This window comes from Marinobacter pelagius, from assembly GCF_900114925.1.
Taxonomy (GTDB): Bacteria; Pseudomonadota; Gammaproteobacteria; order Pseudomonadales; family Oleiphilaceae; genus Marinobacter; species Marinobacter pelagius.
Map to the genome: position 1 here is coordinate 528175 of NZ_FOUR01000002.1, position 26807 is coordinate 554981.

At 56.4% G+C, this 26807-nt stretch carries 27 protein-coding genes; 6 read left to right on the top strand and 21 right to left on the bottom strand.

Features of this window, described 5'->3' with window-relative positions:
• Positions 1-87: 87 nt before the first annotated feature.
• The 3 genes from groL to BM254_RS06655 form a co-directional block, all read right to left on the bottom strand.
• Positions 88-1740 carry a chaperonin GroEL gene (gene groL, locus BM254_RS06645; RefSeq protein ID WP_092000521.1) on the bottom strand — a complete coding sequence of 551 codons (1653 nt, stop codon included), beginning with the start codon at positions 1738-1740 and terminating at the stop codon, positions 88-90.
• A gap of 75 nt (positions 1741-1815) precedes the next feature.
• On the bottom strand, positions 1816-2103 hold the full coding sequence (gene groES / locus BM254_RS06650; protein WP_092000524.1) for a co-chaperone GroES: 288 nt from the start codon (positions 2101-2103) through the stop codon (positions 1816-1818).
• Positions 2104-2299: 196 nt separating this feature from the next.
• Positions 2300-2839: an FxsA family protein gene (locus BM254_RS06655; RefSeq protein ID WP_092000527.1), complete on the bottom strand. Its 540-nt coding sequence runs from the start codon at positions 2837-2839 to the stop codon at positions 2300-2302.
• A 215-nt stretch (positions 2840-3054) separates the two neighbouring features.
• On the opposite strand from BM254_RS06655, the gene BM254_RS06660 reads away from it, so the two are divergent.
• Both BM254_RS06660 and BM254_RS06665 read left to right on the top strand, forming a co-directional pair.
• Positions 3055-3816: an SDR family oxidoreductase gene (locus BM254_RS06660; protein ID WP_092000529.1), complete on the top strand. Its 762-nt coding sequence runs from the start codon at positions 3055-3057 to the stop codon at positions 3814-3816.
• 181 nt (positions 3817-3997) lie between these two features.
• A complete protein-coding gene (locus BM254_RS06665; protein ID WP_092000532.1) occupies positions 3998-4312 on the top strand; it encodes an MGMT family protein in 315 nt (104 codons plus the stop codon).
• A 196-nt stretch (positions 4313-4508) separates the two neighbouring features.
• Here the strand turns inward: BM254_RS06665 and BM254_RS06670 are convergent, their stop codons facing one another.
• Together BM254_RS06670 and BM254_RS06675 are read right to left on the bottom strand one after the other, a co-directional pair.
• Positions 4509-5831, bottom strand: a complete 1323-nt coding sequence (locus BM254_RS06670) for an AmpG family muropeptide MFS transporter (RefSeq protein ID WP_175497209.1) — start codon at positions 5829-5831, stop codon at positions 4509-4511.
• A gap of 78 nt (positions 5832-5909) precedes the next feature.
• The gene (locus BM254_RS06675) at positions 5910-6392 is read right to left on the bottom strand and encodes a YajQ family cyclic di-GMP-binding protein (RefSeq protein WP_092000800.1); all 483 of its coding nucleotides are present in this window, start codon (positions 6390-6392) and stop codon (positions 5910-5912) included.
• Between the two features lie 310 nt (positions 6393-6702).
• On the opposite strand from BM254_RS06675, the gene BM254_RS06680 reads away from it, so the two are divergent.
• A complete protein-coding gene (locus BM254_RS06680; RefSeq protein WP_092000534.1) occupies positions 6703-7674 on the top strand; it encodes a response regulator in 972 nt (323 codons plus the stop codon).
• Between the two features lie 531 nt (positions 7675-8205).
• A complete protein-coding gene (locus tag BM254_RS06685) occupies positions 8206-9225 on the top strand; it encodes an AraC family transcriptional regulator (RefSeq protein WP_092000536.1) in 1020 nt (339 codons plus the stop codon).
• Between the two features lie 233 nt (positions 9226-9458).
• On the opposite strand, the gene BM254_RS06690 is transcribed toward BM254_RS06685, so the two are convergent.
• From BM254_RS06690 to BM254_RS06720, 7 genes are all read right to left on the bottom strand, one after another.
• A complete protein-coding gene (locus BM254_RS06690) occupies positions 9459-10670 on the bottom strand; it encodes an argininosuccinate synthase (protein WP_092000539.1) in 1212 nt (403 codons plus the stop codon).
• Positions 10671-10998: 328 nt separating this feature from the next.
• Complete coding sequence (gene sbcB / locus BM254_RS06695; protein WP_092000542.1) at positions 10999-12447, bottom strand: exodeoxyribonuclease I; 1449 nt, start codon at positions 12445-12447, stop codon at positions 10999-11001.
• Between the two features lie 168 nt (positions 12448-12615).
• Positions 12616-13017 carry a type II toxin-antitoxin system VapC family toxin gene (gene vapC, locus BM254_RS06700; protein WP_092000544.1) on the bottom strand — a complete coding sequence of 134 codons (402 nt, stop codon included), beginning with the start codon at positions 13015-13017 and terminating at the stop codon, positions 12616-12618.
• Entirely contained in the window at positions 13014-13208 is a 195-nt protein-coding gene (locus tag BM254_RS06705) for a type II toxin-antitoxin system VapB family antitoxin (protein WP_092000547.1), read from the bottom strand. Before BM254_RS06705 ends, vapC begins: the two co-directional genes overlap by 4 nt.
• A gap of 150 nt (positions 13209-13358) precedes the next feature.
• Positions 13359-13601, bottom strand: a complete 243-nt coding sequence (locus BM254_RS06710) for a DUF2442 domain-containing protein (protein WP_092000550.1) — start codon at positions 13599-13601, stop codon at positions 13359-13361.
• A 169-nt stretch (positions 13602-13770) separates the two neighbouring features.
• Positions 13771-14658 (bottom strand): hypothetical protein, encoded by an 888-nt coding sequence (locus BM254_RS06715; protein ID WP_092000553.1) that lies wholly within the window; start codon positions 14656-14658, stop codon positions 13771-13773.
• Positions 14659-14994: 336 nt separating this feature from the next.
• Positions 14995-15732 (bottom strand): PEP-CTERM sorting domain-containing protein, encoded by a 738-nt coding sequence (locus BM254_RS06720; protein WP_092000556.1) that lies wholly within the window; start codon positions 15730-15732, stop codon positions 14995-14997.
• Positions 15733-16092: 360 nt separating this feature from the next.
• Between BM254_RS06720 and BM254_RS06725 the strand changes: the two genes are divergently transcribed.
• Positions 16093-16341 carry a helix-turn-helix domain-containing protein gene (locus BM254_RS06725; protein ID WP_092000559.1) on the top strand — a complete coding sequence of 83 codons (249 nt, stop codon included), beginning with the start codon at positions 16093-16095 and terminating at the stop codon, positions 16339-16341.
• 14 nt (positions 16342-16355) lie between these two features.
• Here BM254_RS06725 and BM254_RS06730 read toward each other — a convergent pair whose 3' ends face one another.
• Positions 16356-17348: a virulence RhuM family protein/type II toxin-antitoxin system death-on-curing family toxin gene (locus tag BM254_RS06730; protein WP_092000803.1), complete on the bottom strand. Its 993-nt coding sequence runs from the start codon at positions 17346-17348 to the stop codon at positions 16356-16358.
• 268 nt (positions 17349-17616) lie between these two features.
• Here BM254_RS06730 and BM254_RS06735 point away from each other — a divergent pair, with 268 nt between their 5' ends.
• The gene (locus tag BM254_RS06735) at positions 17617-18264 is read left to right on the top strand and encodes a transposase (RefSeq protein WP_092000562.1); all 648 of its coding nucleotides are present in this window, start codon (positions 17617-17619) and stop codon (positions 18262-18264) included.
• Positions 18265-18397: 133 nt separating this feature from the next.
• On the opposite strand, the gene BM254_RS06740 is transcribed toward BM254_RS06735, so the two are convergent.
• From BM254_RS06740 to pseC, 8 genes are all read right to left on the bottom strand, one after another.
• Positions 18398-18766, bottom strand: coding sequence for a histone-like nucleoid-structuring protein, MvaT/MvaU family (locus BM254_RS06740; protein ID WP_092000565.1), 369 nt, complete (start codon positions 18764-18766; stop codon positions 18398-18400).
• Between the two features lie 166 nt (positions 18767-18932).
• Entirely contained in the window at positions 18933-20195 is a 1263-nt protein-coding gene (gene tviB / locus BM254_RS06745; RefSeq protein WP_092000569.1) for a Vi polysaccharide biosynthesis UDP-N-acetylglucosamine C-6 dehydrogenase TviB, read from the bottom strand.
• Between the two features lie 310 nt (positions 20196-20505).
• Positions 20506-21567, bottom strand: coding sequence for a pseudaminic acid synthase (pseI, locus tag BM254_RS06750; RefSeq protein WP_092000572.1), 1062 nt, complete (start codon positions 21565-21567; stop codon positions 20506-20508).
• Between the two features lie 2 nt (positions 21568-21569).
• Positions 21570-22130 carry a UDP-4-amino-4,6-dideoxy-N-acetyl-beta-L-altrosamine N-acetyltransferase gene (gene pseH, locus BM254_RS06755; RefSeq protein ID WP_092000575.1) on the bottom strand — a complete coding sequence of 187 codons (561 nt, stop codon included), beginning with the start codon at positions 22128-22130 and terminating at the stop codon, positions 21570-21572.
• On the bottom strand, positions 22130-23236 hold the full coding sequence (pseG, locus tag BM254_RS06760; RefSeq protein ID WP_092000578.1) for a UDP-2,4-diacetamido-2,4,6-trideoxy-beta-L-altropyranose hydrolase: 1107 nt from the start codon (positions 23234-23236) through the stop codon (positions 22130-22132). The genes pseH and pseG overlap by 1 nt, the downstream gene beginning before the upstream one ends.
• Positions 23227-24027, bottom strand: a complete 801-nt coding sequence (locus tag BM254_RS06765) for an SDR family NAD(P)-dependent oxidoreductase (protein WP_092000582.1) — start codon at positions 24025-24027, stop codon at positions 23227-23229. Before BM254_RS06765 ends, pseG begins: the two co-directional genes overlap by 10 nt.
• Positions 24020-25651: an aldo/keto reductase gene (locus BM254_RS06770; RefSeq protein ID WP_092000585.1), complete on the bottom strand. Its 1632-nt coding sequence runs from the start codon at positions 25649-25651 to the stop codon at positions 24020-24022. Before BM254_RS06770 ends, BM254_RS06765 begins: the two co-directional genes overlap by 8 nt.
• Positions 25648-26805: a UDP-4-amino-4,6-dideoxy-N-acetyl-beta-L-altrosamine transaminase gene (gene pseC / locus BM254_RS06775; protein WP_092000588.1), complete on the bottom strand. Its 1158-nt coding sequence runs from the start codon at positions 26803-26805 to the stop codon at positions 25648-25650. The genes BM254_RS06770 and pseC overlap by 4 nt, the downstream gene beginning before the upstream one ends.
• Positions 26806-26807 lie beyond the last annotated feature (2 nt).

Here is a 26807-nt window from a genome sequence, read left to right on the forward strand (position 1 = left end):
CCGCACCAGTGCGACCCGGTGCGGGGTTTTTCAGGGTAGATCGGGCCGGGCCTCAGAATTCGGGGCCCGGTCGGGATCTGGCCGGCATTACATCATGCCGCCCATGCCTCCCATTCCGCCCATGCCACCCATGTCCGGCATGCCGCCACCAGCGCCTTCTTCCTGCGGCTCATCCGCAACCATCGCCTCGGTGGTGATGATCAGGGATGCCACGGAAGCAGCAGCCTGCAGCGCGGAACGGGTTACCTTGGCAGGATCCAGGATACCCATTTCCAGCATGTCGCCGTAGGTCTCGGTGGCCGCGTTGTAGCCGAAGGCACCTTCGCCGTCACGAACCTTGGCAACGACTACGGAAGACTCGCCACCAGCGTTGAACACGATCTGGCGCAGCGGAGCTTCCATGGCACGGCGCAGGATGTTGACACCGGCCTTCTGCTCTTCGTTGATAGCGTCCACCTTGTCCAGAGCCGCAATGGCGCGGATCAGGGTAACACCACCACCGGCCACGATGCCTTCTTCAACGGCAGCGCGGGTGGAGTGCAGCGCGTCTTCAACGCGGGCCTTCTTCTCTTTCATTTCCACTTCGGAGCCAGCGCCAACCTTGATCACGGCAACACCGCCAGCCAGCTTGGCTACGCGCTCCTGCAGCTTCTCCTTGTCGTAGTCGGAGGTGCTGTCTTCGATCTGCTTGCGGATCTGCTCAACGCGAGCCTCGATGTCCGCCTGGGCACCCACACCGCCGATGATGGTGGTGTTTTCCTTGGTGACATTGACACGCTTGGCGGTGCCCAGGTCATCCAGGGTGGTGTTCTCCAGGGTCAGGCCCACTTCTTCGGAAATCACAGTACCACCGGTCAGGATGGCGATGTCCTGCAGCATTTCCTTTCGACGGTCACCGAAGCCAGGCGCCTTCACGGCGTTGACCTTCACGATGCCACGCATGTTGTTCACAACCAGAGTCGCCAGGGCTTCGCCTTCGATGTCTTCGGCGATGATCTGCAGCGGCTTGCCGGCTTTCGCAACAGCTTCCAGCACCGGCAGCAGTTCGCGGATGTTGGAGATCTTCTTGTCGACCAGCAGGATGTACGGGTCATCCAGCTCGGCAGACATGTTGTCCTGGTTGTTGATGAAGTACGGGCTCAGGAAGCCGCGGTCGAACTGCATACCTTCAACCACGTCCAGCTCGTCTTCCAGGCTGCGACCTTCCTCAACGGTGATGACGCCTTCCTGACCAACACGCTCCATCGCATCCGCGATCAGCTTGCCGATGGTCTCGTCGCCGTTGGCGGAGATAGTGCCAACCTGGGCGATGTTACGGCTGTCGTTGCAGGGAGTCGCCATTTCGCGAATCGCCTTGACGGCTTCGGTGGTTGCCTTGTCGATGCCGCGCTTCAGATCCATCGGGTTCATGCCGGCAGTAACGGCCTTGATACCCTCGTTGACGATGGACTGGGCCAGAACGGTTGCGGTAGTGGTACCGTCACCGGCGTTCTCGTTGGCCTGGGAAGCCACTTCCTTCACCATCTGGGCGCCCATGTTCTCGAACTTGTCGGAAAGCTCGATTTCCTTCGCCACGGACACGCCGTCCTTGGTGACGGTCGGAGCACCGAAAGACTTCTCCAGAACCACGTTACGGCCCTTGGGACCCAGGGTTACCTTGACCGCGTCCGCCAGGATGTTGACACCTGCGACCATGCGCTTGCGCGCGTTATCACCGAATTTAACTTCTTTTGCTGCCATGTCTTCTATTCCTGTTCGTTAAACCGAAATTGAACCAATCGGATTAATGAGCGTTCGTGCCTGTCGCCTCAGCGATCACTCAAGCACGCCGTAGATGTCGTTCTCGCTCATGATGAGCAGCTCTTCACCGTCGATCTTGACGGTGTTACCGGCGTACTGGCCGAAAACCACGGTGTCACCCACCTTGACCGCCAGGGCGCGCGTTTCGCCGTTATCCAGGATGCGGCCGTTACCAACGGCAATCACTTCACCCTGGGAAGGCTTCTCTTTGGCGTTACCCGGCAGCACGATGCCACCCGCAGTTTTCTCTTCTTCTTCCTTACGGCGCACGACAACACGATCGTGTAGCGGACGAATTTTCATTGCTCGGTTTCTCCAATAGTCAGATTAATGTGGCAATGACAGTTGTTAATGAGGTTGGACGGAGCGATGCCCTGTCCAGCCAAATTGCCCGGCTGCATAACCGGCTGATTTACAGCCGATATCAGCCCGCAGCGAACTTGTGAGACCTTAATGGGGTTGGCGTAGGTATTTTCAACACCCGGGATGAAAAATTTTTTCACTTTTTTTCGATGCGATCGTGGTCCCGCTCGGTCTGGTCCTGGTACTCACCCTCGATGATGTCGCCGTTCTCATCCCGGCCAAACGGACCCTGCCGACCAAAGGGATTGTCCCGGCCACCAAACGGATCCTGACCGAAAGGATCGCCCCCGCCGGCGCGGAAATAGAAACTGCTGCTCTGGCCGGAAATCACCATCCGCTTGAGCACTTGGGCCGCGAAGAAATGACGGGTGCCGGGAATCAGGCACAGGAAACCGATGGTGTCCGTGATAAAGCCCGGCGTCAGCAACAACGCACCGCCCACCGCCAGAATCAGCCCCTCGGCCACCTCGCGCGCCGGCAACTCACCACTGTTCAGCCGCTGCCGCGCCCGAAGCAAGGTTGCCAGCCCCTGCTGACGCAACAGCCAGGCACCGATCACCGCCGTCAGCAGCACCAGCCCGATGGTATTGAGCACACCAATCATGCCGCCCACCTGAATCAACACCGCCATCTCGGCGATCGGCATGACTATGAATAAGAAAAGAAAGATGGCCAAAGTGCCTCCTCTTGGTATGTATATGCACAGGGGTCTGAAGAACTCGTTCTTCTGACCCCATCTTAAGATCCAGCCCCAAAGTCTCCGTCCAAACAGGGGGCAGATGAAAGCGTTCATCTGCCCCCACGTTCACGGTTATACTCCCAACCACAAAAAACTACTCATCGCGGCACACAGAAACGTAAAACCACCTGATAACTCAATTAGGGCAAACCATGAAACTTCAAGATTCCGTGATTGCAATCACCGGCGGCGGCCAGGGTCTGGGCCGCGCCATGGCCGAATACCTGGCGGGCAAAGGCGCCAAAGTGGCACTGATCGACCTGATGCCGGAAAAACTGGCCGAAGCTGCCGAAGCCTGCACTAACGCCGGCGGCGAGGCCAAAACCTACGTCTGTAACGTGGTCAAAGAGGATGAGGTGGAAGCCACCTTCAAAACCGTCGTTGAGGACTTCGGCCAACTCAACGGCCTGGTCAACAACGCCGGCATCCTGCGCGACGGCCTGATGGTGAAGGTCAAAGACGGCAAGGTCGATAAGCGCATGGAACTGTCCCAGTGGCAGTCCGTCATCGACGTCAACCTCACCGGCGTGTTCCTGTGCGGCCGTGAAGCCGCCACCCGCATGATCGAGAACGGTGACCAGGGTGTGATCGTCAACATCGCCTCCATCTCCCGCGCCGGCAACATGGGCCAGAGCAACTACTCCGCCGCCAAAGCCGGCGTCTCCGCCCTGGTCCCGGTCTGGGCCAAAGAACTCGCCCGCTACGGTATCCGCTGCATGGGCATCGCCCCCGGCTTCATCGAAACCGAAATGACCGGCTCCATGAAACCCGAAGCCCTCGAGAAAATGACCGCCGGCATTCCGTTGAAGCGCATGGGCAAGCCGGAAGAGATTGCCTCGACGGTGGCGTTTATCTTTGAGAACGACTATGCCTCCGGGCGGGTGATCGAAATCGACGGTGGCCTGCGGCTCTGAGGGAAAGCTCAAGACGGGGCCTTGGCACAGGGGGCTGAGAACACAGCACAGGGGTCTGAAGAACTTGTTCTTCTGACCCCATCTTGGCTCTGGCCTTGGAGTTGAATTCCAAGCAGGGGTCAGAAGAAGGTTTTCTTCAGACCCCAACCCGACATCTCGCCCCAATTTCACTCATAATCCCATGACCATGGAACCCACCAAACCCCAAAAAATCTGGCAAGTCGTCCACGCCATCCCCCAGGGCAAAGTCGCCAGCTACGGCCAGGTCGCCCACATGGCCGGCCTCGGCCGACAAGCCCGCTTCGTCGGCCGGGCCCTGGGGCAATTGCCGGAAGGTCACGAGGTGCCCTGGTTCCGGGTAATTCGCAGCTCCGGTGAAATTGCGTTTCCGAAGGATTCGGAGATGTTCAGGACTCAGGTTGGGCTGCTTGAGGCAGAAGGGGTGGAGGTGGTGAATGGGCGGGTGTCGATGCGCAAGTACCAGTGGCAGCCGTGAGGGTTTCGCACAAGGGGCTGGGCCAGGCACAGGGGTCTGAAGAAAGCCTTCTTCTGACCCCAACTTGGACGAAAACTCCAAGGCTAGACTGAAATTGGGGTCAGATGAAGGCTTTCATCAGACCCCTGAGCCAGGCCCCACTTTTCGGTCTAACCCCAGAGTTCTCGTCCAAATCGGGGTCAGATGAAAGCTTTCATCAGACCCCACGTTCCGCCTCTGCCCCGGGCGCCAAGGCATCCAGCCGCTCCCCACGACTCATCAGGAATAGCACCAACATAATCGCCGGTATCCCCATAATCGCGGAGATGGTAAAGAACTCCGCATACCCGAAGTCCGCCACCACAATCCCGGAAAACCCGCCCAGGAACTTGCCCGGCAACGTCATCAGCGAACTGAACAACGCATACTGCGTCGCAGTAAACGAAGCACTCGTCATACTCGACAACCAGGCAATCAACGCCACGTTGGCAATCCCGCCACTCAGGTTATCGGCACTGACCACCACCGCCAGGGTGACAATATCCGGAGGATACTGCGCGAGAAACACAAACAACAGGTTGGTCGCCGCGGTCATGATCGCGCCGGCCAAGAGGATCTTACGCACGCCGTAACGCACCACCAGAACACCACCAACCAGGGAGCCGGCGATGGTCATGAAGAAGCCGAAGATTTTGGTGACATCCGCCACCTGGGTCTTGGAGAAGCCCATGAAATCCAGGTAGAAGGGATTGGCCATCACACCCATGGCGATATCGGAGATCCGGTACACGGCCACCAGCACCAGAATCGCCACGGCCAACTCCCGGTACCGGCGGAAGAAATCCAGGAAGGGTCCCGCCACAGCCGCATAGAACCATCCGGCCATCCGTGCCAGGCGCGGGGACAGGTGGCTCCGCTTCGCCGCCTCATCTTGGATTTTGTGGGCAATATCCGCCGCCGCAGCAAAATGATTGACCTGCGGCTCCCGGGCGATCAGCACGGTCAGCACGCCAACGCCCACCAGCGCCGCCATCACCTCGTAGGACACCTGCCAGGACCAGAACTCTGCCAGGTACAGGGCCCCCGCCCCGGCCACCAGCAACGCCAGCCGGTAACCAAAAATGTAGGTCGCCGCCAGCGCCGCCTGCAGCCGTTCCTCGGCAATCTCGATCCGGTAGGCATCGATGCCGATATCTTGGGTCGCCGAGGAAAACGCCACCAGCAGACCACACCAGGCCATCAGTTCGGGATTCACCGTGGCATCAACCTGGGCCATCAGGTATAGCCCGGTGGCAATGCCCGCCTGGGCCAGCAGAATCCAGCTCCGGCGTTTGCCGAACACCCGGTCCAGCACCGGCAGTTTCAGGCGATCCACCACCGGCGCCCAGAAGACCTTGATCGAATAGGTGATCCCCAGCCAGCTGAAGAATCCGATGGTGGCGGTCTCCACGCCCACATCCGCCAGCCGCGCATTCAGGGTGGAAAACACCAGCAGGAATGGCAGGCCCGCCGAGAAACCCAGGAACAGCAGGGCAATCACCTGCCAGCGGGTGTAGGTGTATAGCGTGTCCCGGACCAGGGCCCAGCGGGTGGAGAAAAGGATAGGAATGCCTCCGGATCAGTCGCGGAAGTTATTGAACTGCAGCGGAATATCCAGCTCGGCTTCCTTGAGCATGGCAATCGCCACCTGCAGATCGTCTCGCTTCTTGCCGGTCACCCGGACCTTGTCGCCCTGGATGCTGGCCTGGACCTTCATCTTCTGGTCCTTGATCATTTTGACGATCTTCTTGGCCTTGTCAGTCTCGATACCCTGCTTGAGGGTGAAATGCTGCTTCACCAGCTTGCCGGCCTTGGAGTCGCCTTCCTCCGCCAGCGCCCGGGTATCGATGTTGCGCTTGGCAAACGCCATCCGCAGCATGTCCCTCAACTGCTCCAGCTGGAACTCCTGCTCGGCGCTGATGGTGATGCGCTCGCCCTCCAGCTCAATATCCGCCTCCACGTTCTTGAAGTCCCACCGGTTACCCAGCTCCCGCTTGGCCTGATCCACCGCATTTGTGACTTCGTGCATATCTATTTCAGAAACTATGTCAAAAGAGGGCATGGTCGTCATTCTCCAAAATCTGGCAGAAGTATAATGGCAAATAGTTCGGGGCGATGGGCCTGCCGGGGTCTGATGAAGACTTTCATCTGACCCCAACTTAGCGGGTCACTCCAAAATGGGGTCAGAAGAAAGCGTTCTTCAGACCCCAGGTGCAAGCCCGCGAGCTCAAGTCCAACTCCGGGGTCTGAAGAAATCCTTCTTCTGACCCCAGCTTGACGGCCCGAGCTCGACAGCCCCGATTCATGCCGAGGATCATACCAAGCCCCGGCAGACACCGCATCTGACAATGGACTGGTAAGAAGTAGACGCTATGCCAAACCTGGACCTACCCATTCTCGTCGTCGATGACGCCAAGTTCAGCAGTATGGTGGTTGGACGCACCCTGCGAAATGCCGGTTATCGAGACATACGCGTGGCCAACAACGCCCCCGCCGCCCTCGAAATGATCGAGCAGCGGCCGGTGAGCGTGCTGATCGCCGACTGGCTGATGCCGGAAATGGACGGCCTGGCGCTGACGGACCAGGTGCGGCAGCAGGACGAACAGGCCAACCGCTACACCTATGTGATCCTGCTCACCGCCCGGGAAGGCGTGGAAGCCTTGTCAGAGGCCTTCGACCGGGGCGTGGACGACTTCATCTGCAAATCGGACATGACCAAGCAGCTGATCCCCCGGATCTTCGCCGCCGACCGCATGGCCGACCGCCAGAACACCCTGCTGCGGGCCAACGCCTTGCTGATCGAGAACAACCGGGCGCTGGAGTCCACCAACATCATCGACCAGGAAACCGGCCTGTGTAACCACAAATACGCCCGTGACCGCCTGGACAAAACCCTGCGCCACGCCGAAGCCCGGGGCGGCGCCGCCGCTTACGTCCTGTGCGGCATCCGCAACTGGCAGGACCTGAGCCGCAAGCACCCGCCATCAGTGATGCGCGAACTGGCCACCGGCATCGCCCGCCGCCTGAAATCCCTGGTCCGCCCCATCGATGTGCTGTGTCGCGTAGGTGACAACCAGTTCGCCCTGGTTGCCTACGTCCCGAACCGCGAACACTGCACCGCCACCACCTTCCGGCGCATCTTTGACGGCATCAACCACAAAGCCCTGAAAACCTCCGTCGGCTACATCTCCGTAGAAGCCGGCATGGTCCTCTGCCGCGCTGACGCCAGCACAGGCTCTCCCTCCGTCCATGATATGGAGCGCACCGCCATGGAGGGGCTGATGACGGCCTATGAAACGCGGCGGTTCACCGAAATTTCGCCCAGGGCGCTGCAGGCAGGCTAACTGGAAGCTGATGCCCCCCCAGGGGTCTGATGAAAGCCTTCATCTGACCCCAACTTAGACCGCACACCCGAAGCCGAAAAAGGGGTCAGAAGAAAGCGTTCTTCAGACCCCGACTTCACACATCCCAACTCCACCCCAGGGGTCTGAAGAATTCATTCTTCTGACCCCAAGTTAGATCGAGCCCCAAAGCTAAAAAGGGGTCAGAAGAAGGCTTTCTTCAGACCCCATGTTCACTCCCAAAAAACAATCCGTAACACTGAGACACAACTCACAAACAGACATGTCGATAGGAAATACGTACTCTAAAACCGTGGATTCAAGCAGTATCCCCCATGGCGGAGGAGCCGTGCAGTACCTCCGCCGCCATATGGGCGATGAGTTCACAGGATTAACGAATTTTTTCAGGCACTTTCGTTCTTTCCTTGTTTTCAGGCCAGCTTTTTAGCTGGCCTTTTTATTTGGCCTGAGCCCCTCCCTGCTTCTCCTGTATACTCGGCATCAAACGACTACAACAACGCCGTGCCGTAAACCATGACAAGTCCCGGAACCGTCTCCGTCGCCGCCCTGCGCCAATACGTCCGTGCCGCCGAAGCCTCGGGCATCGATATCCGCCCTCTCATCGCCCTTGCCGGGCTGGATCCCGCCATCCTGGAAACCGATGACGGTCGCATCAACGGCGAGCAGTTCCAGAGCTTTATCCGCCAGCTGGTCGAGCTGGCAAATAACCCCATCCTCGGCCTGGAAACCGGCGATTTCGTGCAACCGGGCTCCTACAGCGTACTCGGCTACATCACCATGAGCTGCTCCACCCTGGGTGAGGCGATCGCCCGGATTGCCCCATTTGAAAAACTTGTTGGCGACATGGGCACTACCCGACTCTCCATGCACGGCGATACCCTCAAACTTACGTGGAACTGCAACTACGACGATCCGCTGGTGCGCCCGCACCTGGTGGATAACGTGTTCGCCTCCTGGATCAACTACGCCCGCTGGCTGGCAGATGACACCACCACCGCGCCAACTGCCGTCCAACTACGCCGGCAATCTCCCGGCCAAAAGCTGGAAGCCGCCTATCAGGACCGCTGGCGCTGCCCCGTGACTTTCAAAGCGGAAGAAGACTGCATTACCCTACCCAAAGCCCTGCTGGACACCCGCCTGCGCCAGCCCGACCCCCTGCTCCGCAAAACCCTGGAGGCCCATGCCCTCATCCAGCTTGCCTCGCTGGAGACGGGCGACGACCTCATTTCAAAGGTGAAACACAGCATCCAGCAACAACTCAACCACGGCATCACCCGCCAGGACCTGGTCGCCGAAGACCTCGGCCTCACCAGCCGCACCCTGCAACGGAAACTCAGCCAGGAAGGCGTGTCCTACCAGCGGCTGCTGGATGAAGTGCGGCAACAAATGGCGGAGGATTACCTGCGGAACACAGATATGGCGATACCGGATATTGCACTGAGGCTGGGATATAGCGAAACCACCTCGTTTCACCGGAAGTTCAAGGCAGTGGTGGGGAAGACGCCAGGGGAGTTTCGGCGTGGGGAATCGTGAGGATGGGGTCAGATGAACGGAGTTCATCAGACCCCGGAGTAACTCAGGGGTCTGAAGAAAACCTTCTTCTGACCCCAACTTAGACTCAACGCCAAAGCAAAAACATAAAAAAGGGGTCAGAAGAAAGCTTTCTTCAGACCCCCGGTGCCAAGGGGCTACCCCGGCATTTGGCGCATAACTCTGGGGTCTGATGAACTCCGTTCATCTGACCCCGTCTTCACGTCAACCTTAACTCAGAGCTTCCGCCCCTTGCTCGCCGCAATCCGCAACCGCAATGCATTCAGCTTGATAAAGCCTTCCGCATCCTTCTGATCATACGCACCCTGATCTTCCTCAAAGGTCGCGATCTTCTCGTCGAACAGGGAATCGTCGGACTTCCGGCCAACCACGTCCACGTTGCCCTTGTACAGCTTCAGGCGGACGGTACCGTTGACGTATTCCTGGGTGTTGTCGATCAGCGCCTGCAGAGCCTCACGCTCCGGGGACCACCAGTAACCGTTGTAGATCACCTCGGCGTAGCGCGGCATGATGCTGTCTTTCAGGTGCGCCACTTCCCGGTCCAGGGTGATGGACTCGATGGCACGGTGGGCACGCAGCATGATGGTGCCGCCCGGGGTTTCATAACAGCCGCGGGACTTCATGCCCACATAACGGTTCTCGACAATGTCGATCCGGCCGATGCCATTGGCGCCGCCCACCTTGTTCAGGTGCTCCAGAACCTCGTGGGGCTTCATCTCCTGACCATCGACGGCGACGATGTCACCCTTCTCATAAGTCAGCTCGATGTAGGTCGGCTTGTCCGGGGCGTTCTCCGGAGCCACGCTCCAGCGCCACATGTCTTCCTCGGCTTCCGCCCAGGGATCTTCCAGGTTGATGCCTTCGTAGGAGATGTGCAGCAAGTTGGCATCCATGGAGTACGGGCTCTTGCCCTTCTTCTTCTCCACCGGAATGTTGCGCTCGTCACAATAGGCCATCAGCTTCTCGCGGGAATTCAGGTCCCACTCACGCCAGGGCGCAATCACCTTCACACCCGGCTTCAGCGCGTAGGCACCCAGCTCGAAACGCACTTGGTCGTTACCCTTGCCGGTGGCGCCGTGGGAGATGGCATCGGCACCGGTCTCGTTGGCAATCTCGATCAGACGACGCGAAATCAGCGGGCGGGCAATGGAAGTACCCAACAGGTACTCACCTTCATAAACGGTGTTGGCGCGGAACATCGGGAACACATAATCGCGCACAAACTCCTCGCGCAGATCCTCGATGTAAATCTCCTTCACGCCCAGCGCTTCCGCCTTCGCACGCGCCGGCTCCACTTCCTCGCCCTGGCCGATGTCGGCAGTGAACGTCACCACCTCACAGTTATAGGTATCCTGCAACCACCGCACGATAACGGAAGTATCCAGGCCACCGGAATAGGCCAGAACCACCTTTTTAATATCAGACATGCCCTTGCTCCAGACTGAACAGAATGGATGTGTTGAAAAGAAGAGCGATATTGTACGGAAGTGCGGGAGGAAAGGCTATTGGGCGACGCGCACAGGGGTCTGATGAAAGCCTTCATCTGACCCCAACTTCAATCCAACTCACGGGCCTCAGTCTAACTTGGGGTCAGAAGAAAGTGTTCTTCAGACCCCTGTGCTATGCCCCAACTCTCAACCAGAAATCTAACTCGGGGTCAGAAGAAAGCGTTCTTCAGACCCCAGTGCCAAGGTCTAAGATGGGGTCAGATGAAGGCTTTCATCAGACCCCTGTGCATGAGACCCCTTTGCGCCATCACACATAAGGAATCAACGATTCCCCATAAAAATGCAACTCTTCCAGAACATGCCGCTTCTCCGGCGTCAGTCCCGGATCCGCCGCCAGTCGCTGCAGGTCCTGGGCATAGGCCTCCAGCGACCGCCAGCCCTTCTTCGGATGCATCAGCCGCTCGGAGCGGAACTGTTCCCAGCGCTCCATCTCCTCCCCGATCAGGGTGTTCGGGTAATTCCGGGCGCGATAACGGAACAGCATCTCCTGCAGCCGATCATCCTCAAACCGCACTTCCTGTTCCCCCAGCGTTTCCACCGGCTGGCTCAAAAGCCAATTCAGTTTCTCCCGGTCGGTCTTGCTGATAAACCCGCCGGCATAGAGCTGCTCATCCGGATCCGTCAGATCACTACCCTCAAAATCCTGGTCAAACGCCTGGGCAATGCGGGCCGGAAGATCCGGCGCCTTGCGTAGCTTGGCCAGGTTAGCACGCAATACATCGCCATCCAGTTCAAGCTCCGCCAACCGCTCGGCAGATAGCGTGGACAACATATTCGCCGGCGCCAGCACCGGACACTTGTTCAGCTGCACACCCTTGAGAGGGAACCGGCTCACGCCCTCGCCCAACTCCGCCTGGGAAGTAAACACCCGCTCACGAATCTGCTCCGGGGTGGCCGCTATCAGCTCGTCCGGATCTTCCCGCAAGTCATAAACAACCACCAGATTCTTGTTGGAAGGATGCTCCGCCACCGGCGCCACCAGCGCGCAACAACCACGGCTGGCCGGGTACTTGGCGGAGATATGGAACACCGGCTTCATGGTGCCGGTATCCAGCATCTGCCGGGCCGAGTGCTTGTCCTTGTGCTGCAGCACAAAGTCGAACAGCTTGGGCTGCTTCTCCTTGATCAGCTTGGCAACGGCAATGGTCGCTTCCACATCCGACATGGCATCGTGAGCGCTCTCGTGAGCAATGCCATTGGCCACCGTCAGCTCCTCCAGTTTGAAACTGGGGCTGCCGTCTTCCTTCTTCGGCCAGTTGATACCCTCGGGGCGCAGGGCATAGGTCAGCCGCACCATATCGATGATGTCCCAGCGGGAATTCCCGTTCTGCCATTCCCGGGCGTAGGGATCACGCAGGTTCCGATAGAGCGTGTGCCGCGTCACCTCATCATCAAAGCGCAGGCTGTTATATCCGACCACGCAAGTCCCCGGCTGGCTGAATGCCTCATTGATCTGTGCAATGAACTCGGCCTCCGGAAAGCCCTCTTCCACCGCTTTCTGGGGCGTAATCCCGGTAATCAGGCAGGCTTCCGGTGAAGGCAGGTAATCGTCCGCCGGCTTGCAGTAGATCACCAGCGGATCCTCGATAATATTCAGATCCGCATCCGTCCGAACCCCGGCAAACTGTGCAGGCCGGTCATGCACCGGATCGACACCAAAGGTTTCGTAATCGTGCCAGTAGAACGAACGGATCAAGGGGAGACTCCTGGTAATTTGAATAATGGCCGGAGTTTAGAATGAACAAGGGGTGCGAGACAAACGAAGGGGTCAGATGAAACCTTTCATCAGACCCCAGTGCCAAAGCCAATCTCCCGGGCGATCCCTAACTCAGGGGTCTGAAGAACTCGTTCTTCTGACCCCAACTTAATTCTCCCCCAAAGCCGCCTTGAGCCCCAGATGCTCAACAAAAGGAACAAAGTCCCGATCGAGAAACAGCAGAGGCAGTCCCTCCTCAATGCAGAACGTCGCAATGATCACATCGGCAGTTTTTCGGATCGTAATACCTTTTTTCCGCAATGCCCGGTAATTCTCAGCACACTTTTCGGCCTTTGCTTTGCCGAACATTTCGTACTGAACCAAAGTAAGCAGGCTTTGCCGGGTTCTCTGGTAATCCCTGTCGCTGCGAATGCCCTGGAGGATTTCAAGAAATATGAGATCGCCTATCGCAACCGATCCCTTGATAATAGAAGCATCCAACAGATCGGTCTGCGGGTTCTGGACACCGTTGAAATAATCAATCCAGACACTGGTATCCACCAGAATCATCTGGCGCTCCGCATTTCATCCAGGTCACCTTCCCACTTGATCTTGCCCCGCAACTTTCGAATTTCCTGCTGCTTGCTCAGCTGTACCAACAGCTTGAGGCCCTTCTCGACAGCTTCTTTCTTGGTTTCGCAACCCGATGCCTTCAAAGCTTCGGCCATCAGCTCGTCGTCTATAACAATGTTCGTTCTCATGCCGCCTCTATGTGTATAAATAAACCTATATATACACAATCTAGCACTTCAAAGGTACCGTCACAATTGACTGCAGTGCGAATAATCACCGTCCCAGGAAACCGGGCCTCCAAGACGGGGTCAGATGAAAGCCTTCATCAGACCCTATGTTTACGCCGCACTCCGCTTCGCGTCCCGAGACAGCATAGCCTCAATACTCAAGTGGTAATCCAACGCCTCCCACTCAATACCCGTGCCATCGCAAATGAATCGATACTTGCGAAAATCCGAAATCGAAGCCTGCTCAAGTTCGGGATACCAGGAAACCGGCGTTGAAATAACCCGGCCATCTTCCAGTTCCACATGAAGATACCGATCGTCGATATGGACGTCCTTACCTTTTAAACCAGGCATTCCACTTCTCCTGAAATTCAGTCCAATAAGGGGCCAGGGGTCTGAAGCGGGCACAGGGGTCTGAAGAACACTTTCTTCTGACCCCAACTTCCGGCCTAACTCGGAGCCAAAGTCCAAAACGGGGTCAGAAGAAGGCTTTCTTCAGACCCAACGTGCGACACAGACACCCCTAAAACAAACTCTCTCCCAAATCCGTCTGATGCGTCCGCAACCGCGGCACCCCGGCTCCGGTCAAAGTACTCATATCAACCGTCATATTGGTAGGCAGATTAATAAACACCCCCTGCCTGGCCTCAATCACATTCGCCCTGTCAGGACTCTGCCATTTCACACTTTCCCGCTGGAAACCAATAAAAAAGTCATCGGTAAATCCGGTAACGCCCGAGCCATCATCGGCGCCAACAATCAGTGAACGCAGCTGAGAAAGAGGGGCACAGGTACCGCAGTTTCCGGTACCGTCATCGATACCAACCTGAGTAGCCCGTTTTTGGGTAGCCACATTGTCCGCCCCAAACAAAGTTGCCTGCTTCAAAGTCCCTGCGTCATCGATCATCAGACCAATATCGCCACTGAAGGAGGTGGTGTTTGAGGAAACAGACCCCCGGGCCTGCTTGAAGCCCATCCGAAAGCCGGACAACACTCCCTCAGCTCCCTCATTTGGATCCACCGCCAGCTCGATATAGGGATCATAAGCCTCGAAGGGAACGGCCTCACCGGCCGCGTAGGTCACACCGTCGTACTGGGCGCCGTCACCCTCCCGGGCAATATGGCCCAGCGCCACATCGCTAGCAGCAAAATCCGCCCCACCATCAATCTGGCCCACCACGACATCATCAATATTGACCCTGGTCTCGATATCCATATTCAGGGTCATCCGCGTAAACTCATGCCCGGAGTCCGTGGTGCCCACCGGCAGGTTCTCAATATTCATAAAAGCCTGCCCTGTCACCTCACCCATCCTTTCCTCGGAAATGGGCTCAAGCTCCGCCTCGGCAACGGGCGCCACACCCAGGCAGAACATGGCAAGGGCAGCGTATCCATACGCTCGCTGTTTCATAGGTTGCATCTCTGATTAATATTACAAGAGCCAGTTTCGACGCCCGACTCCACTGCCACCGCGGCTTATTCTTCTTTTTACCAGCGATCGCAGGCGGCCACTTTGTGTTCTTTTTGATCAGCCACGAAGGCACTATAGCCGAGAAGCTGTGGGAGCTGGTGTGCGGTTATTCACAATCGAAGGAAGGAAGTTCGGTGCAGGCATGGCACAGGGGTCTGATGTGGCACGGGGGTCTGATGAAAACCTTCATCTGACCCCGATTTCAGCCCTAACTCCGAGCCAGAATCCAAGACGGGGTCAGAAGAAAGCGTTCTTCAGACCCCACCTGCAAGCCACTCAGCCCGAGGTCCGGCGCCGCACCAGCCCCAGAGCCAACAACCCAAGCGACAGCAAGCCGATAGTCCCAGGCTCAGGCACGCTGGCCACTGGCGGTTTCTCAGGCTCCGGCGGCGCCGAGTAGATCGCACCCACGGCATCAATATCGGCCCCGACAGTGCTACCGCCTTGACCGTCCTTATCCGGATCATCAATCAGCTGCACCGCATCGAACAGCAAAGAGCCTGCGGTGAACCCGCTAAAAATGGCGTCGATATCAAGGGAAGACGTCGAACCAGTCACAGATCCAACTTCGAAAAACCCATCACCATTGCTGTCATAACCTGACCCCAGGAGGTCCAGGGTATCCAACGTGGGGCGGATAGCCACAAAGGTGTCTTCGATATCCGGGCCTACCTCGAAGATGTGAAGGTCATAGGCATCGTCGCCGCTGTTGGTAAGCGCATTATCGGTAAACGCAAGCTCGATCAATCCCCCGCTGCCCAGGGAAACCGAGCCAACAGTACCGCTGTAATTCGGAGCTCCCAGCGCCTCGTCCGGATCCATGTAATTCGGATCGGTCGGCACAGCCTCATCACTGTGCGACGGATCATAATCAAGAACCTCATCGGCAAAGCTCACATCCCCATCCGGAAACGTAATCCCGTCATAGGTCACCGGCACCGCAAATACCCTGGCCGCAAACGCCAGCGCCAGAATGATCAAACCTGACTGCAACAATCGAACATATCCCTGCATGGTGTTACTCCATAACTCCTTATGAATTAATAACGTGCAGGGGTACCAAGGCAGGAACCATTCCGGTTACCGGGAATAACGCTCATTACAGTAGCTTGCATCCGACCATGAACCCGCCCAGAACCTCATCCGTTAAAAATGTCGACGCAGGTAAAGGGGATCTGAGACCGGCACAGGGGTCTGAAGAAAACCTTCTTCTGACCCCAATTTCGGGCCGAACTCAGAGCCAGGTTCCAAAACGGGGTCAGAAGAAAGCGTTCTTCAGACCCCAGGTGCCAATCCTCATCCCAACCAGAGGATAAACTTGCCCTTATCCCCTACAAGGTATATCTTTGAAATTATCCTCCAAAGGGTATAACCATGAAAATCACCGCACCAGAACAACTAGCTCAGGCACTCAAAAACGCCCGAAAGGAACTTGGCCTGACCCAACAAGCAGCAGCCAATCTGGTTGGCATCAAACAGGCCACCGTATCAACGCTCGAAAACAATCCGAGAGGCAGTCGCCTTAACACGTTCTTCAAACTGCTTGCTGCGCTTAACCTTGAGCTAAAGCTGGCTGAGCGAGGTTCTTTTGAGGAGGAATCTGGTTGGGATCAGGAGTGGTGAGCCGTAGGCAGAGATCATTTCAAAAGCACAAAATGCTCAATTAAACGAATCATCAGTGTTTTCTGATCCGGAAGGCTTTCCGCCACCAGCAGAGCCAATGCCACCAGGGTGTTGTCATTAATCAGTTGCTCCACTGGCCTTCCAAGTAACGTTTCGTTACGGCGCAGATACCACAAAAACAAAAACGAGCCGCATCGTTTGTTGCCGTCCGCCAAAGGGTGATTCTTGATCACAAAGTAAAGCAAGTGTGCGGCCCGGCTGGCCACATTCGGATAAAACAGATCATCCCCAAAACCCTGCTCTATGGTTGCAAGGGCAGAGGCTAAACCATCACCCCGCAACTGGCCAAACAGCTCTGAGGCTTCGCCTTTGGCCATCAGAGCTTGTTTGAGCTCACTAATGGCTTTTAATGCCTCATCCAGATCCAATTGCTGCATGTCCGGTTGATTGATGCCAATTTCACTCAGCTGCTGCTCATCATAGCCCTGCAACAAACTCCAGGACCGAGCATAATCGCTGATGACCCGGGCGACCGCTTCGCCTTCATTGGACACCAGACCCTGATTAGTCAGGGTGCGGCTCAGCAGGTTAACAGCCTGCTCGAACTCAATGCCTCGCTCAGCCAACCGACGCTGGTTGAGAGTATGCCCCTTAATTAAATGGTCCTTCAGAACTTGAGTCGCCCACTGGCGAAATTGGGTTGCGCGTTTGGAACTGACTCGATAACCCACGGAAATAATGGCATCCAGATTGTAATGCTTGATACGACGTCGAACCTTGCGATTGCCCTCCTGGCGAACTACCGAGAAATCCTCGGTAGTTCGATCTTCCTCAAGCTCGCCTTCTGCATACACATTCTTCAGGTGTAAACCGACGTTATCCGTGGAGGTTTCAAATAGGGAAGACATCTGGCTTTGACTTAACCAGACTGTCTCCTGATCCAGCGCCACTTCAAGTTGTGCCTGGCCATCTGCGGACGTGAAAATTCTTACCTGCTGTTCAGCCATTCCGTTTTCCCCCATACCCAATTATTCAACCTCTTCCAGCTTGCCCAGTGCTTTTCAACATTTCACGCAGCTCAGCCCTCCGAGGTAACGACTTTATTACGGACCCACAGTTCACGCCAAACCCTTAGTCAAATTCCAAGACGGGGTCAGAAGAAAGCTTTCTTCAGACCCCAATTATCCAGCCCGTGATCCAGTTCACGGCCGGCTCCCCAATAACCCCCTAAAGTCCCGCACCAAATTAACCCAGCAGTCACAAGGATGTGATGAAATGCCCCGCACCCAACGCTTCTGCCCCGCCGGCATCCCGCAACACATCGTCCAACGCGGCAACAACCGCCAGGTCATTTTCCGCGGACACAGCGATCAGGCCTTCTATACAAATCTCATGAAAAACTACGCCGAAGAACACGGCGTTTCCCTGCATGCCTGGGTATTAATGGATAACCACGTTCATTTCCTCGCCACACCGGAAACGGATAAAAGCATTTCATTATTCATGCAGGCCATCGGGCGGCGATATGTCCGCTATTTCAACCGGCGATATGACCGAACTGGCAGTTTATGGGAAGGCCGGTTTCGATCCTGCCTGGTGGATTCAGAAAACTACCTGCTCACCTGCCAGCGCTATATTGAGTTGAACCCAGTCAATGCGGGCATGGTGAATAATCCGGAAGATCACTGGTGGTCCAGTTACCAATGTCACGGGCTGGGTAAAAACAGCGACATGCATCAACCGCACCCGCTTTATATGGAGCTGGATAAGAACCCGAGAGAACGACTCCGCCAATACCGGCAATTATTTGCCCGGCCGATGGAAGAAAAAACGAAAGAATTAATGCGGAGAACGGTAAATGGTGGGAAGGTTTTGGGGTCGGCGGGGTTTAAGAAAGAGGTTGCTCGGAAATATGGAATTTAGACTTAACTAAAGGGTTTGGTTTAAGACGGGGTCAGGTGAAAGCTTTCATCTGACCCCATCTTCATATCTGACTCGGAGTTCTGATCTAACTTGGGGTCAGAAGAAGGCTTTCTTCAGACCCCTTTCTTTAAAATCAATCCTGCTGCCAGCTCTGAACAGCTTCTTTACCATACTTCTCCCGCCACTCATTCAGAGTCTTGTGGTTACCCCCACGGGTTTTAACCACTTCACCGGTATGCGGGTTCTTGTAGGTTTTCATCGGGCGCTTCGGGCGGCTGCCAGCGGCGGCTTCGGCTTTGGTGCCGGCGATGGAAGGATCAATGGCAGCAAGAATCTGAAGTACATCCTTCGGAGACTTGTCATACTCCTTCATCAAATCGCGAACCTTGTTTTCAAAGTCCAGCTCCTTTTTCAGGGCCTGGTCTTTTTCGAGCTTCTCCAGCTCGGCCGCAAGCTTCTCCATAAGCTGTTTTTTCTGGTAGTAATCGTTAATCTTTGCCATGAAATTAAAAACCTTATTTGAAGAAGGGTTTTAAAAAAGGAGGTGACCAGAAGTCGCCAACAATAATAGACAAATAAATTTCTATTGGCAAAAAGATTTGTTTAAAAAACCGTAAAATAAAAAAAGCCGCCAAGTGGCGGCTTTTCAGAATATAACGATGCAAAAATCAGAGTCTGAGGTCGGCCTCCCCCATCGGCAAAACACCTTTCAAATCGAAAAGCACACCATCTCCCTTCATATATTGGCGCAGTTCAGAGCTGGCCTTTTTTGCATATTCCCGATGAGGCACGGCCAGGAAAACAGCGTCGTATTCAGACTGCGCCGGCTTTTCAATTAAAGAAATGCCATATTCATGCTGGGCTTCTTCGTTATCTGCCCAACAGTCGGTAACGTCCACCTGGCAACCAAAATCTTCCAATTCGCGAATCACATCAATCACTCGAGTATTTCGCAAATCAGGACAGTTCTCTTTAAAAGTCAGACCCATCACCAATACTTTGGAATCGGCAATGGTGTGGCCCTTCTTGATCATCGCCTTGACCAATTCAGCCGCCGCATAAGGCCCCATATTATCGTTCACCCGACGACCGGCCAGAATAATCTCGGGATGATAACCAATGGCCTGAGCCTTATGGGTCAGATAATACGGATCCACACCAATACAATGGCCACCAACCAGGCCCGGCTTGAACGGCAGGAAATTCCACTTGGTCCCTGCAGCGGCCAACACCTCATGGGTATCGATCTTCATCCTGGAGAAGATCATGGAGAGCTCATTCATCAGCGCAATGTTCAGATCCCGCTGGGTGTTCTCGATCACCTTCGCCGCTTCCGCCACCTTGATGGAGCTGGCCTTGTGGGTACCGGCGGTAATGACATCCGCATACAGGGCATCCACCTCGTCGGCGATTTCCGGCGTGGAGCCTGAGGTCACCTTCATGATGGAAGTCACCCGGTGCTCCTTGTCACCCGGATTGATCCGCTCCGGACTGTAGCCGGCGAAGAAATCCTCATTGAACTTGAGACCGGAGACCTTCTCCAGCACCGGCACACAGACTTCCTCCGTCGCGCCCGGGAACACCGTGGATTCATAGATCACGATGTCGCCACGCTTGAGCACCTTGCCCACGCTCTCGCTGGACTTGATCAGCGGCGTCAAATCCGGCGACTTGTACTCATCAATCGGCGTCGGCACCGTCACGATGAAAATCTGGCAATCGGCAATGTCAGCCAGCTGATCGGTAAAGGACAACCCACTGGCTGCCGCCAGCTCCTCCCGGGACACCTCCCGGGTGAAATCCACGCCATCCTTCAGCTCGGCAATGCGCTTGCTGTTGATATCAAAGCCCACGACCTCACGCTTCTCACCAAACGCAGCCGCCAGCGGCAAGCCTACGTAGCCCAGGCCGATTACCGCGATTTTTTTCATTTTTCCTCCTGATAATAACGCACAGTGCTCTTGGCACAGGAATCTTGGCACAGGGGTCTGATGAACTTGTTCATCTGACCCCATCTTCAAATCAAACTCGGGGTCAGAAGAAGGCTTTCTTCAGACCCCAGGGGGGGAACAGCACAGGGGTCTGATGAACTTCGTTCATCTGACCCCAACTTGGAATTAAGCTCGGGGTCAGAAGAAAGTTTTCTTCAGACCCCTGGGGCTCACCTACCCCCCGCTTTCAAATCGAACTTGGGGTCAGAAGAAGATTTTCTTCAGACCCCTGGGGTGGGGCACCCAACCTCTAGAATTCCCACCCTTCGATAACATCAGCCTTCACCGGCGTATTCTTCCGAACATCCCGATTAACTCTTTTCCCAATCACATCATCCATAAACTTTGGCGCCAGCCCAAAACCCGGGCGCACGCTTCTGACAGCCTCCGCGCCGATAACGGCTCCGGCCTCCAGGTCCTCGACAAAATACAACGAGCGACGAAACTGGGCATTACCCTGCTCACTGGACTTGCGCCCATAATCCACGTTGCCCAAGGCCTTCCAGGCGGTTTTGCTGTCCAGGCACAATGCGGCAAGATCGGCGGGTTCCAGAGAGAAGCTGTCATCGGGACCACCGCCGTTGCGGTCCAGAGTAAAGTGCTTTTCGATAATCGAAGCGCCCAAAACTACGCTGGCAATCGCAGTGGTGTTGTCCAAGGTGTGGTCTGACAACCCCGTCACCAGGCCAAAGCGCTCAATCATGTCGCCGATGGTACGGAGGTTATAGTCCTCTGCCGGCGCGGGGTAACCACTTACACAATGTAGGATAGCCAATTCCCTACAGCCTCCGTCCCTGGCCGCGGCGATGGCCTCTTCGATTTCCTCCGCATCAGCCATGCCAGTGGAAATGATCATCGGTTTGCCCGTAGACGCCACATAACGAATCAAGGGCAAATCGACCGCCTCAAACGACGCAATTTTGTAGGCCGGAGCATTCAAATCCTCCAGCAGGTCCACTGCAGTGGCGTCGAAAGGCGAGCTGAAAACCGGAATGCCCACCTTCCTCGCATGTTCGAACAGCGGCTTGTGCCACTCCCAGGGCATGTGGGCTTCTTCATAGAGCTCATACAGTGTTCGTCCGTCCCACAAGCCGCCTTTGAGCTTGAATTCATCTGCATCGGAGTCCAGCGTAATAGTGTCTGGACGGTATGTCTGCAGCTTGACCGCGTCCGCGCCCGACTTCGCGGCTTGCTCGATAATCTTCAGTGCCGTTTCCAGCTTGCCATTATGGTTAGCAGAGAGCTCGGCAATGATATAGGGAGGATGGCTCTGGCCGATCTTTCTGCCGGCAATTACTATTTCAGGTGTCATATCTAGCCCTTGGAAAGCCTTGTCAGTTTGGCAATCATTTCATCACGAGCGTCTGCCCACTCCCTGCATAACAGCCCCAAGCGGTATACATCGATGAACTCGTCGCCGCGTTTGTGCTGATCTCGCAGAACACCTTCAACCTGGAAACCGAATTTTTCATGGAGCCTTATGACGGACGTATTGAAGGCCAGAACTTCACAGCTCAGCTTGTGGAGCCCCAACTCCCCAAACGCATAATCAAGAGCAAGCACTTCCATACGGCTGCCGCTACCCTTCGGAGCCTCAGGCGATGCATAAAATGCCCAAGAGGCGTTCTGATTTCCTCGGTCAATTCCGGTGAAGCCGACGATGCCCGCGGGTCTTCCCTCATATTCGTACATAAAATAGCGGTGGCGAGGAGAATCCTTAGTAGTTGCCCACCAGGCAAGATGCTCTTCAAGCCCAATTTCATGGGTCGTGTACATGTTCTGCCTGACCGAAGGCTCGTTACGCCACGAGAGCATCAACTCTAATTCACTATCCCGGATCGGCCTGAGTGATCCGAACTGCAATGTTGAATACATCAAAATCCTGCACTCCTACCTGTCAGTTCAGAAACGACTCGGTTGCAGCCCATACCGTCAACCAACTCAGAACCTGCTCTCGCCATTGAGGCCAAACTGGTTGTCAGGCTGCCATCGGTCATCATTCTGTCTAAAACAGTGCGCACCGATTCTCCGCTATCCACAATGATCGCGACATCCTCTTCTTTCAGAGCTTGCGCCGCTAACCGCTGATTATCGGCAAGCACCACAACGATGGCTGGTAACCCAAGACAACAACGCTCCCAGGATGTACTCCCCGCTGCCCCAATGGACAAGTCAGCCTCGCACATACGTTCAGCCATATCGCTGACATTTACGCTCACGGTTACACTGAATCGCAGACGTTGAGCCTGATCCCGGACCTCTTCGAGGTGGGGCGAGGCAGCGCCCATGATGATATCCAGCTTGATCTCGGATGGCAGCGACGACTCTGCAATTGCTCGCAAAACCTGTCCGGTGACATTTGTCTTGTCTATACCACCGAGCGAAATGAGTATGCTCTTCAGTTGCGGCTGTTGGCGGCGTTTCAGACTACGTTGACGAAGCCGCGCAAACTCCGGGCGCAACAGCACATACTCCGGACCGATCAGGCGAACACAGTGAGCCGGTACTCTCTGATCATAATCTGAAGCCACACGCCCAAGATTCTGATCGAGCAACAAGCTGCACTCATGATCCCGGTCGGCAAGGTCATCAATCACGAGAATCTGGCCTACGGTCGCTACAACCTGCCGTTCCCACCGGGCGTCCAAGGCATAATGATCAACCACCAGCCAATCGGCCTCCACTGCAGACAGCACCTCCAGGGTCTGTTCTGCATCCTGCTGCCAGGAAACGCCCAACCAATCGGCATGGGGATTTTTCGCCCTCTCGGATGACTGCTCTTTAGAACTCCGGGAAGCGGGCAACAAATAAAGTTCATACCCTTTGCTGACAATGAGCTCCCCCAGATGCCCCTCATGCTCGCGACAAATAAAAAGGCATTGATGCCCCTGCCGCTTGAGTTCATCCGCAAGCGTAAGGCAGCGCATCACATGGCCAGTGCCGATCTCAATGGAAGCATCCGCCCGGAGAACTACCAGCACGTCCAGCCCCCATCAACCACAAGATTGGCACCATTCACGAAACTGGAGGCATCCGACATCAAAAAAGATAACGGCCCCTGAATTTCGTCCGCCTGGCCAATCCGGCCCATGGGCACTTTGCCCGCCAGGGTCGTTACGAATTCGGGATTGGCAGCCTGCACATCTTCTGATGGAAAGGGGCCGGGTGAGATAGCGTTCACCCGAATTCCCTCAGCACCGAACTCACAAGCCGCATAGCGGGTCCATTGCAACAGCGCGGCCTTTGCAGCACCGTAAAATGGCGGATTGGCTGCGGCCTTGCCCGGATAAATCCTCTGATCGGGGCTGACCATGCCATACATTGATCCGATATTTACAACCGACGCACCCCCACACTCCCGAACCGCAGCCCGCAGGCAAGGAAGTGCCTGCTGCACCAAACGATGGGCGGCTACCAGGGATACTTCGTAACTGTTTCGGTAGTCATCTTCTGTCGCCGTCTCGATCGCTCCGGCGCCCCCGGCATAGGCGTTATTCACGAGGCCATGCAGGGCACACTCACCATACCGTGCAAACCAGTCCCGGACCGCCTGATCATCATTGAGATCAAAAATTGCCGGCAAAGCATCAAATCCCATGTCCCGAAGCGAATCAACGATCTCTTCCACCCGCCGGGCATTCCGACCATGAACCAACACCGTCGCCCCCAGCTCCGCCAGACCACGGGCCATGGCCTGACCCAGATACCCGGTAGCCCCGGTGACCAGAACGCGACGCTGCTCCAGTGAAAATCGCTGTGGCAGTTCAGTCATTGGCAGTCTCCCAGGTTGCGGGGTCAAGAGTGTTCTCTGAAACGCGCGGACGATCCCTCAGTATCGACGTCAACTCGTTGTCATCCCAGCGCTCGGCACCGGATCTAATAAGGTTATCCACCAACTGCTCCCGGGTGTCGACCCCAACAACGACCCCGTCAATCCAGGGCTGGGAGAACACAAACCGCAGACACAGCTCAACCACATCACCGTTCGTGTATTCTGCCGCCCTGGCTCGGAGCCAGCTCCCAACCTCCGAAGCATTCGCGCAGCGAGCCCGTCGCCACAAACCTTCCGCGTCCGTCGTCAATAATCCTTGTAACAGGGCGCTGCGAGCATGAACTACAACGGAACGGTTCCGACGGACTTGGGCAACCTTCTCGACAACCTCATCCCACCGGTAATCCAGGATATTGAATGGCAGCTGAATAAAGCACACTGACTCATGTTCGAGGGCCGCCAACGCCTCCTCCGGAGACTGCACGGAAACGCCCAGCTCACCAACCACGCCTCGTTGCTGAAGCCCAAGAAGCGCATCCCAGACTGCGCCTCCGAAGGCTTCCTGGTGACTGGCCCGGTGCAGCATCAGCACATCCAGACTGCTCACTCCCAGAGCATGACAGGACTGATAAACACTGCGCTCAGCAAAGGCCCTGGCGACATCAGGGCTGGCGTCCGCGGGACAATCCGCCAGCGGAGACAGCTTGGTAATAACCCTGACTCTGGAACCCCAGCCTCCGGCAAGGGCTTTCCCGACGACCGTTTCGCTGTCGCCATAGGCTCGTGCGGTATCCAGGTACTCTACCCCGTTGGAGATGGCAGTACGCACCAACGAGGTCACCACATCCTGCCCGGGCCGCCCTTCCCGGTTGGCAATGCCATAGTCCAACCCGAATTGGGCGGTACCCAGCACCATCCGGCCTGCGGGAACAGGCGTAACGATGTCAGCCGTGGCCTGCTTCAGTTTCTCCAGCAGCGCCTCAAGCGGGACATAATCGGGATCCCCGGTTCCAGCAAACACTTTGGAAACCAACAGATAGTCGTCCAGTGTGTCGACGGTACAGCGGTACTGTGCCATGCCACGGGCGTGGTATCGGTCGAACGTGTTCCGGCCGTAGTGCCTGATAACCCATGGCGTTACGTGTTCACGGTCAGCGGACGAGTCCGTATTCCGGTGAGCTTCACGCAGGAACCGGGCCCGGGTAATCTCGGCGCTGACACCGTAAGGAAGCCCCGACGACTCTCCGCCACAACAGAGGTAGGCGACATTCCGGCTTTCGAAGTCCTCGAGCATCTCATCGATGAAGCGACCATCGGGGAAGACATTATCCCCGGTCAGGCGCACCACCACATGCTCGTCCGGCACACCTTCGAGGGCATCGACAAAGCGCTTGAGGGTATTTTCCAGATCGCCCCGGAAACAGTCAGTGCTCCAGTTTTGCAGAACATCGCACAGCACATCGTCCGAGGATTCATGAGAAGTGACGACCAGAACCCGGTGCCCGGTATTACCGGCACGACGGGCGGCCAGCACCACCAGAGGCATTCCACCTACCGGCAGTAAAACCTTTCCGGGTAGCCGGGATGAACTGGTCCTTGCCTGCAGCAACAACGTGGCCGTCATGCCAGCGCCCGCTCCAACGCCCGGACAACCTCATCCTGCTGTCCTTCTTCCAGGCCATGAAACATGGGAAGACTGATGGCCTCACGGTAATAGGCCATGGCCTCGGGGAAGTCCTCCGGAGCAAACCCCATGGCCTCATAATACGGCTGGGTGTGGACGGGAATGTAATGCAGGTTTACCCCGATGCCCTGCTCTCTCAGGGACTCGAACACCTGGCGGTGCGTCCTGTTGATCTTGTCGAGCTGCAGTCGAATCACGTACAGGTGCAGCCCCGAATAGCTGTCCGGATGCTGCCAGGGAATGGTCACCGGCAGATCCGCCAGCAATCGGTCATAACGTGTCGCCCGTTCATGCCGACGCGCCACAAAATCATCCAGCCGGTCCATCTGGCTCACGCCCAGAGCCGCCTGCAGTTCGGTCATCCGGTAATTGAAACCCAGCTCCACCTGCTGGTAGTACCACGGGCCGTCCGGCTCATGGGTCATCAGGCTCTGGTCGCGGGTCACGCCATGACTGCGGAGAAGATTCATCCGAGAGGCCAGATGATCATCATTGGTCAGCGCCATGCCACCCTCGGCAGTGGTAACGATCTTCACCGGATGGAAACTGAATACCGTGATATCGCTGTAACGACCGCTACCGATGAACTCGCCTTTATACTTGCCGCCAATCGCATGGGAAGCATCTTCGATAATCCGAAAACCATAGCGCTGGCCCAACGCATGAATGGCTGCCATGTCGCAGGACTGACCACACAGATGAACCGCAACCACAACCTTCGGCAACCGCCCGTCCTGCTCGGCTTGCTCCAGTTTGGCAGCCAGTGCTTTCGGGCAAAGGTTATAGGTCTGCGGGTCGATATCGACAAAATCCACCCGGGCTCCGCAATACAGCCCACAATTGGCAGACGCTACAAAGGTAACCGGCGAGGTCCACAACCAATCATCTGCCCCCAACCCGAGTGCCAGGCAGGCAATGTGCAGGGCCGAGGTGGCACTATTCACCGCCAGGGCATGCTTTGCGCCCACATGGCCGGCCACCTTCGCCTCGAACTCGGGCACCTTGGGGCCCTGGGTCAGAAAGTCCGAGTGCAGCACGTCCAGCACGGCATCAATGTCGGCCTGGGTGATCTCCTGCTTGCCGTAGGGAATCATGC

Bases quoted from the DNA above. Each gene is read 5' to 3' on its own strand.
- pseI (WP_092000572.1), bottom strand. From the start codon at position 21,567: ATGACACCTGAAATAGTAATTGCCGGCAGAAAGATCGGCCAGAGCCAT.
- groES (WP_092000524.1), bottom strand. From the start codon at position 2,103: ATGAAAATTCGTCCGCTACACGATCGTGTTGTCGTGCGCCGTAAGGAA.
- BM254_RS06675 (WP_092000800.1), bottom strand. From the start codon at position 6,392: ATGCCCTCTTTTGACATAGTTTCTGAAATAGATATGCACGAAGTCACA.
- BM254_RS06720 (WP_092000556.1), bottom strand. From the start codon at position 15,732: ATGCAGGGATATGTTCGATTGTTGCAGTCAGGTTTGATCATTCTGGCG.
- BM254_RS06660 (WP_092000529.1), top strand. From the start codon at position 3,055: ATGAAACTTCAAGATTCCGTGATTGCAATCACCGGCGGCGGCCAGGGT.
- vapC (WP_092000544.1), bottom strand. From the start codon at position 13,017: ATGATTCTGGTGGATACCAGTGTCTGGATTGATTATTTCAACGGTGTC.
- BM254_RS06690 (WP_092000539.1), bottom strand. From the start codon at position 10,670: ATGTCTGATATTAAAAAGGTGGTTCTGGCCTATTCCGGTGGCCTGGAT.
- BM254_RS06685 (WP_092000536.1), top strand. From the start codon at position 8,206: ATGACAAGTCCCGGAACCGTCTCCGTCGCCGCCCTGCGCCAATACGTC.
- pseC (WP_092000588.1), bottom strand. From the start codon at position 26,805: ATGATTCCCTACGGCAAGCAGGAGATCACCCAGGCCGACATTGATGCC.
- BM254_RS06770 (WP_092000585.1), bottom strand. From the start codon at position 25,651: ATGACGGCCACGTTGTTGCTGCAGGCAAGGACCAGTTCATCCCGGCTA.
- groL (WP_092000521.1), bottom strand. From the start codon at position 1,740: ATGGCAGCAAAAGAAGTTAAATTCGGTGATAACGCGCGCAAGCGCATG.
- BM254_RS06705 (WP_092000547.1), bottom strand. From the start codon at position 13,208: ATGAGAACGAACATTGTTATAGACGACGAGCTGATGGCCGAAGCTTTG.
- BM254_RS06710 (WP_092000550.1), bottom strand. From the start codon at position 13,601: ATGCCTGGTTTAAAAGGTAAGGACGTCCATATCGACGATCGGTATCTT.
- BM254_RS06740 (WP_092000565.1), bottom strand. From the start codon at position 18,766: ATGGCAAAGATTAACGATTACTACCAGAAAAAACAGCTTATGGAGAAG.
- BM254_RS06665 (WP_092000532.1), top strand. From the start codon at position 3,998: ATGACCATGGAACCCACCAAACCCCAAAAAATCTGGCAAGTCGTCCAC.
- BM254_RS06680 (WP_092000534.1), top strand. From the start codon at position 6,703: ATGCCAAACCTGGACCTACCCATTCTCGTCGTCGATGACGCCAAGTTC.
- BM254_RS06735 (WP_092000562.1), top strand. From the start codon at position 17,617: ATGCCCCGCACCCAACGCTTCTGCCCCGCCGGCATCCCGCAACACATC.
- BM254_RS06725 (WP_092000559.1), top strand. From the start codon at position 16,093: ATGAAAATCACCGCACCAGAACAACTAGCTCAGGCACTCAAAAACGCC.
- BM254_RS06730 (WP_092000803.1), bottom strand. From the start codon at position 17,348: ATGGCTGAACAGCAGGTAAGAATTTTCACGTCCGCAGATGGCCAGGCA.
- tviB (WP_092000569.1), bottom strand. From the start codon at position 20,195: ATGAAAAAAATCGCGGTAATCGGCCTGGGCTACGTAGGCTTGCCGCTG.
- BM254_RS06715 (WP_092000553.1), bottom strand. From the start codon at position 14,658: ATGAAACAGCGAGCGTATGGATACGCTGCCCTTGCCATGTTCTGCCTG.
- BM254_RS06765 (WP_092000582.1), bottom strand. From the start codon at position 24,027: ATGACTGAACTGCCACAGCGATTTTCACTGGAGCAGCGTCGCGTTCTG.
- pseH (WP_092000575.1), bottom strand. From the start codon at position 22,130: ATGTATTCAACATTGCAGTTCGGATCACTCAGGCCGATCCGGGATAGT.